At 63.9% G+C, this 6,266-nt stretch carries 5 protein-coding genes, 1 tRNA gene and 3 pseudogenes; 1 reads left to right on the forward strand and 8 read right to left on the reverse strand.

What is annotated here, in order from left to right; genetic code table 11:
* Positions 1-55: 55 nt before the first annotated feature.
* The 5 genes from KY084_RS08700 to KY084_RS08720 are packed head-to-tail and all read right to left on the reverse strand — an operon-like array spanning position 56 to position 4,958.
* On the reverse strand, positions 56-1,033 hold the full coding sequence (locus KY084_RS08700; protein WP_219238067.1) for an AAA family ATPase: 978 nt from the start codon (positions 1,031-1,033) through the stop codon (positions 56-58).
* Complete coding sequence (gene tmk, locus KY084_RS08705; protein WP_219238068.1) at positions 1,030-1,653, reverse strand: dTMP kinase; 624 nt, start codon at positions 1,651-1,653, stop codon at positions 1,030-1,032. The genes KY084_RS08700 and tmk overlap by 4 nt, the downstream gene beginning before the upstream one ends.
* The gene (locus KY084_RS08710) at positions 1,650-2,807 is read right to left on the reverse strand and encodes a D-alanyl-D-alanine carboxypeptidase family protein (RefSeq protein ID WP_219238069.1); all 1,158 of its coding nucleotides are present in this window, start codon (positions 2,805-2,807) and stop codon (positions 1,650-1,652) included. Before KY084_RS08710 ends, tmk begins: the two co-directional genes overlap by 4 nt.
* A gap of 32 nt (positions 2,808-2,839) precedes the next feature.
* Positions 2,840-3,907 (reverse strand): SPOR domain-containing protein, encoded by a 1,068-nt coding sequence (locus tag KY084_RS08715; RefSeq protein ID WP_219238070.1) that lies wholly within the window; start codon positions 3,905-3,907, stop codon positions 2,840-2,842.
* Positions 3,891-4,958, reverse strand: a complete 1,068-nt coding sequence (locus KY084_RS08720) for a lytic murein transglycosylase (RefSeq protein ID WP_246586996.1) — start codon at positions 4,956-4,958, stop codon at positions 3,891-3,893. Before KY084_RS08720 ends, KY084_RS08715 begins: the two co-directional genes overlap by 17 nt.
* Positions 4,959-5,084: 126 nt before the next feature.
* On the opposite strand from KY084_RS08720, the gene KY084_RS08725 reads away from it, so the two are divergent.
* A tRNA-Ser gene (locus KY084_RS08725) sits at positions 5,085-5,172 on the forward strand.
* Positions 5,173-5,206: 34 nt separating this feature from the next.
* Here the strand turns inward: KY084_RS08725 and KY084_RS08730 are convergent.
* From KY084_RS08730 to KY084_RS08740, 3 pseudogenes are all read right to left on the reverse strand, one after another.
* A pseudogene (locus KY084_RS08730) lies at positions 5,207-5,317 on the reverse strand (DUF2274 domain-containing protein); the annotation flags it as partial.
* 2 nt (positions 5,318-5,319) lie between these two features.
* A pseudogene (locus KY084_RS08735) lies at positions 5,320-5,589 on the reverse strand (TraB/TrbI/VirB10 family type IV secretion system protein); the annotation flags it as partial.
* Positions 5,577-6,266 (reverse strand): annotated as a pseudogene (locus tag KY084_RS08740) (IS701 family transposase); the annotation flags it as partial. The pseudogenes KY084_RS08735 and KY084_RS08740, both read right to left, overlap by 13 nt.

Consider the following 6,266-nt stretch of genomic DNA (forward strand, 5'->3'; position numbering starts at 1 on the left):
GCATCGTCCCTAGGCGCTGGCGCCATGAACGGCAACGCCCTTGGCGGGGCAGCGGTCAGTCCGCCAGCCGAGCGATCACCCCGCCCATTTCGAACACGGTCGCCTGCGGATCGAGTGAAAGCCCGAGCGCGGCATCGCATAGCGACCGCGCGTCGCGATACGCATCCAGCGCGGTACGCAGCGCATGCCCCTGCCGATCGCGCGCGCATTCGGCGATAAAGGAGGGTGCGCGCTCCAGAAATGCTTCATAGCGTGGTTGCGCCGCTTTCGTGCCCAATGCGCTGCCCAGCCGCGATCGGATGGCATTGTTCGGGTCGCCGCTCTTCGCGATCAGGGCGACTTCGCGTTCGATCGCGGCAAGGTCCAGCCCCGCGAAAGCGATTGCACGGCCAGGTGACCCTTTTCCCGCGTGCACCAGCGTTTCGATTTCGTCGGCGTCCGCGTCCGGCAAATGCCGGCGCAGGATCGCCGCCACCGTACCGTCGTCAAGCGCATCAAACCGAAGCACGCGGCAACGCGAACGGATGGTGGGAAGCAACCGCCCCGGCGAATGGCTGATCAACAGGAAGATGGTGCCCGCCGGCGGCTCTTCCAGATTCTTCAATAGCGCGTTGGCCGCGCTGCGTTCGCAATCGTCGATCGAATCGATGATGACGATCCGGCGGTTCGAATAGGTCGGCCGCGTCGCGAACATCGGTTGCAGCTCGCGAACCTGATCGACCTTGATGCTGCGCGCCAGACCACCGTCGGGCTTTTTGGCATCCTTGGGCAGGCGTTCCAGCACGCGAAAATCGGGATGCGACCCGCTTGCGATCTGGGATGCAATTGCATTTCCGGAAAGGTCGACGTCCGCCGCCAGCGGGATATGCGGATCCGCCGCATGGGCCAGGACATGCGCCGCTGCCGCCCGCGCGAAACTCGCCTTGCCGATTCCCTCGGGTCCGGTGATGAGCCAGGTATGCGGCATCGATTCGCTTGCTGCGGCGGTAAAGAAGGCAGCCTGCGAACGCCCGTTCCCGATAATCTGCGTCACGGCAACAGATCGGTCAGCGCGGAGATCAGCCGATTGGTCACCATCTCCATCGCGCCCGATGCGTCGATTCGGCGCACGCGGTCGCTTTCCCGCACGGCGATATCGTCGAAAATCGCGGCGACCTGCGCGTGAAAACAGCTGTCGCGCGCGGCGAAGCGATCCGCATCGCCGCCATCGCGCGCCGCCGCCCGGGCGACGCCGGTTTCAGCCGCGACCTCCAGCAGGAAGGTGCGATCAGGCAGCAGCCCTTTCGATCCGAAGCCGTGCAGCGCCAGTATCGCGGCGTCGTCGATCCCCTGCGCGCCCTGATAGGCGCGGGTCGAATCGATATAGCGGTCGCAAATGACCCAGATGCCTTCGGCGATGGCCGGGCGGATGCGCTTTTCGACATGATCGGCGCGCGCCGCGGCAAAGAGGAGCGCTTCGGCATGGCTGCTCCAGCGCGAAACCGCGCCATGCATCAACAGGTCGCGGATCGCCTCCGCCCCCTCGCTGCCACCCGGTTCGCGCGTGACGATGACGTCGATCCCGCGCGCCTCCAGCGCTTCGGCCAGACGGCGCGCCTGGGTGGACTTGCCGGCGCCCTCTCCCCCTTCGAGCGAGAGGAAACGCCCGCTCATCCGAACAGCGACATCAGGCCGGCCCAGGCGCGGCCGAAAAAGCCAGCTTCGCCCACATCCTCGGCCGCGACCAGCGGAAGTTTCTGCGGCCCCATGCCCGGCGTATTCACGATCAGGTCGGCGATATGCTGACCCTTTGTAATCGGTGCCTTGATCGGTCCCTGATACACGACCTTTCCGGTCATATCGGGCGATGTGCCACTGGGTATCGTCACCGTCAGGTCGCGCGGCGCGACCAGGCCTACGGTCGCTTCGCTGCCCTGCTGCACCTCGGCCTCGGCAACCTGCTTGCCCTTGGTGACAAGCGGTTTCGCTTTCCATGCGCGAAAGCCCCAGTTCATGAACTGGCGCGATTCGCGTGCGCGGCCATTATAGGTATCCAGCCCGGCCAGAACCATCACCAGACGGCGACCATTCTGTTCCGCCGATCCGGTAAAGCCATAGCCTGCTTCTTCGGTATGGCCGGTTTTAAGCCCGTCCGCGCCATCGACATAGCCAAGCAGCGGGTCGCGGTTCGCCTGCGTGATCGCATTGCCGCCCGCGGTCTTGCCCCAGGTGAAATCGCGCTTCGAATAATATTTTTTGTAAAGGTCCGGATATTTCTCGATCGTCGCCTCTGCCAGCGTCGCCAGATCGCGCGCGGTGACATAGGTCTGCCCTTCATCGGGCCAGCCGTTCGAGGTGCCGAAATGGCTGTTGGTCATGCCCAGCTTGCTCGCCTGCTGGTTCATGAGCGACGTGAACGCCTGTTCGGTCCCCGAAATCCCCTCGGCCAGCACCACGCAGGCATCGTTCCCCGACAGCGTGACGATGCCGTACAGCAGGTTCTCGACGCTCACATCCTCATCGGGCGACAGGAACATCGTCGATCCCTGGCTATGCCATTTCTGCCAGGTTTCGCGCTGAACATGGATTTTCTGATCCTGCTTCAACTCGCCCTTTTTGATGAGGCTGAACGCGACATACACCGTCATCATCTTCGCCAGCGATGCCGGCGGAATGCGCTTGTCCGGCTGTTTTGCGTACAGCACCGCGTCGGACGACAGGTCCTTCATGAAAGCGATCGGCGCCGGCGTCTGGAACGGCGGGGCCTGTGCCGCGACAGGCTCGGCTACGATGCTCGACAAAAGGGCTGCGGTAAGGAGTTTCTTCATCCTGGGTCCAACAAAAGGGTTACGCCAAACGGTTAGCGCGCCGTGTCATAAATCCGCGCGTCGGAAAAGCCCTCAGATGCAGCGGCGCGTCGCGCCTGATCCGCCATCGCCCGCGTTGCATAGGGACCGACGCGAACGCGGTACAACCCGCCGCCCGGAACGACATAGCCATGGACGCGATTCGCAAACGTCCGCGCCTTGTCCGGATAGGACAGCGTGACGATCTGCACATAATAATTGCGATTGCCGCCAAGCGTCGATCCCGGCGCACCATCGGGTTCGGGATAGCTGGTTCCGGAAACGACCGCGCGCATCGGCTGAGACTGGCCCGACCGCCGGATGGGCGCGGGAGAAGCGGCAGGCGCGGGATGCGTCGCTTGTACTGTCGCGGGCGCGGAAGTCCTTGCAGGCGTTGGTGGAAGCTGGCGGCTAAGAACGCGCAGCATCGATTGCGGGGCATCGATCCGTGGCGGCGCCGCCTGCCCGGCGTTGATCATCGCCTGATCCTGCGATGTCGGCACCACCTTTCGCACCCGTACCGGCAGCGGATCACCGCCCATGTCGAGCGCCGAAGCAAGCGCCGGCGCAAGGTCGATCAGCGCGTTGCCGTCGCGCGGCCCGCGGGCGGCGATCTTCGCCAGCACGATCCGGCCGGTATTGAGCGAGGTGATCTCGACAAAGCTTTCGGGCGGCAGCACGCGGCTTGCCGCATACATGACATTGGGGCCGAACCCGGCTGCATCGGTGGTGGATATGGCATATCCGACTTCGTCATAGCGATCCTCGCCAGGTGCTGCGCGTGACGAACCGCGCGGTCCCGATCCGCCTTCGGGCGGCCGCATATCCTGTTGCTGCGCGGGCATGGGGCGTGCGCGATCGGGGCCGGGCTCGTCGCCGGGCACCGGATAACCCGCCCCGGGGCCGGCTCGATCATAGCCATCGGATTGCGGGGGATAGCCTTCATCCTCAGCGCCTCGCGGTGGCGGGGCGGGATAATCCCCGGCAACGGGTGTCGGGTCGTACCGGCCATATCTGGTATCGGCGCATGCCCCTGCAAGCAGCGGCAGCACCGCGAGGATCAGGCTATTGTGCGACTTCATCGGCAAGCAACCCCACGGTTAGCGCATAGAAGTTGGAACAATTATAATCGAGAATCACCCGGTAATTATGGGTGAGCAGATAGGCGGTCTTCCCCGGCCCGTCGGGTTCGAGCAGCGTAGCGAGCACATCGTCGCCCGGCCAGTATCCGCGTTCGGGCACCAGCCCCATCTGACGCCATTCCTTCATGGTGTGCCAGGCGCTGTGCCGCTCGTGCACCCGCGGACAGCGCGGCGACACCGTCTTGTTGGCAAGCGCGCCGATGTTAAGCCCGGCGGGAACGTCGACCGGAATGCCCCAGGGCACATTGGGCCGCCAACCCGCGTTCACCAGATAATTGCCGATCGAGGCAAGCACATCGGCATCGCTGTTCCAGATATCGGCCCGCCCGTCGCCATCGCCGTCTTTTCCCAGACGAAGATATACCGAGGGAAGAAACTGCGGCCCGCCGGTCGCCCCCGCCCAGCTTCCCTGCAGCGTCTGCCGCGAAAATCCCATGTCCATCAGTTTCAGCGTGGCGAGAAATTCGCGCTCGAACAGGTCGCGCCGCCGCCCCTCATAGGCAAGCGTCGCTAGCGCGCGCGGCAGGTCGAACCCGCCGGTTACCGCGCCATAGGCAGTTTCATTGCCCCAGATCGATACCATGATCGATTCGGGCACGCCGGTCTGCCGCTCGATACTCGCCAACTTGCCACGCAGCCGCTGATAGGCGGCACGCCCGCGATTGATCCGCGCCGCATCGACATGGCGGGCATAATAGGGTGCATAGCTGGGGATCGGCCCGTTCGAACTACCCCCCGGTTGCCCGCGATCGAGTTCGATGACGCGTTCGTTCAGGGTAAGCGATGGAAAAACCGCCTGAATCGTGGCCGGGGTGATCCCCTGCGCCACCGCTTTCGCCCTGACCGTCGTCAGATATTGCTGAAAACTGGTTTCATCCTGCGCCGAAGCGCTGGCGCCACCAAGCGAGAAAAGGCCGGCCGCGCCGACGACAGCGATGACACGCTGGAATAACTTGCCCGAAAACCGCATGGTGCCTTCTTGCCACAGCATGGCGGCGGCATGAACCCCCAAGACGCAGATGCTTGCGTAAAATATGATCGGGGCGCTAAGCGCTCCGCACCAGCATCGCGGAGAGGTGCCGAGTGGTTTAAGACAGCAGTCTTGAAAACTTGTAGCGGAAGGGTGGCAGAGTGGTCGATTGCAGCGGTCTTGAAAACCGCCGATGTGCAAGCATCCGTGGGTTCGAATCCCACCCCTTCCGCCACTTCGGAACAAAACCGGGAACGCCGGTTGCCACGGGCCAGTACCTCGGCATAGGCGGTCAGGTCGCGGTGTAGCGGTGCGGGCAATTCCAGCGTCACTTTTACGGGCTTGTCGTCGGGCAGCGGGCCGAGCTTCAGCTTGGTCATGGTCAGCCTCCTGCGTTCTCGAATATCAAATCTCTCGTCACAATAATCCTGACCGGGAAGCCCGGCCGGATGGTCAGCGTGGGCGCGACCTGCAACTGGCGCTGGACGATCTGCTGACCGGCCTGATTGATGGTGTCCTGCGCGCCGTCACGGATGGCGCGGATCAGGCGGTCCTCGCTGTCGCTGGCGAGTTCCGTGCCCATGCCCAGCAGTGTGGAGAGGCCTGCCGCTTTCATCACGTCCCACCAGTGATGATCGACGCCGGACACCAGGTCGCGAAGAAGGCGAGATCGCCGTCGCTGATATTGCGACGGATCAGGAGGCCTCGGGTCCAAAGGCCCGTCTTCGTCTCATCATAGTCTTCGGCATCGAGATCGGCGAGTTCGCAATAGGCCCAGTCGTGAAGCCGGGCGCCTTTCGTGCCCTCACCGGCGGACAGGCGCTGCCATGCCTTGGGGGGAAGGTCACGCGCGATCTCCTCCGCTGTGCCGGCGATCGGCGGCTTGCCCCCCTCTGCAGCCTTTCCAACGATGCTTCGCATCGCCGGAACCTTGGGCCGCTTCGCCCAGGAGCCGAAATGATGGTTGGACCTGACCCCGAGCACATAGCCCTTGCACGCACGTCGCAGCATGCTCTCGATGTCGCCCACGCCGTAGACAGCATCGGCTGCTACCCATGAGAATGGGACATCGGCTGCCAGTGCGCCTTGGATCATGTCGATCGCCAGGGCGGGCTTTGTAGCAAAGGTGACAGTCTCAGGGACGTGCGTCGCGGCAAGCCTTGCCGGATCGCCGGTCCAGCTCTTGGGCAGATAGAGCGCGCGATCGATGAAGGCGTGACCCCGAGCCGACACATAGGCCGCAAACACACCGATCTGGCAGTTGGTGATCTTGCCCGCAGAGCCGGTATATTGTCGCGCGACCCCGCACGATGCCTTGCCCTGTTTGAG

Source organism: Stakelama flava (assembly GCF_019351405.1).
Lineage (GTDB): Bacteria > Pseudomonadota > Alphaproteobacteria > Sphingomonadales > Sphingomonadaceae > Sphingomonas > Sphingomonas flava_A.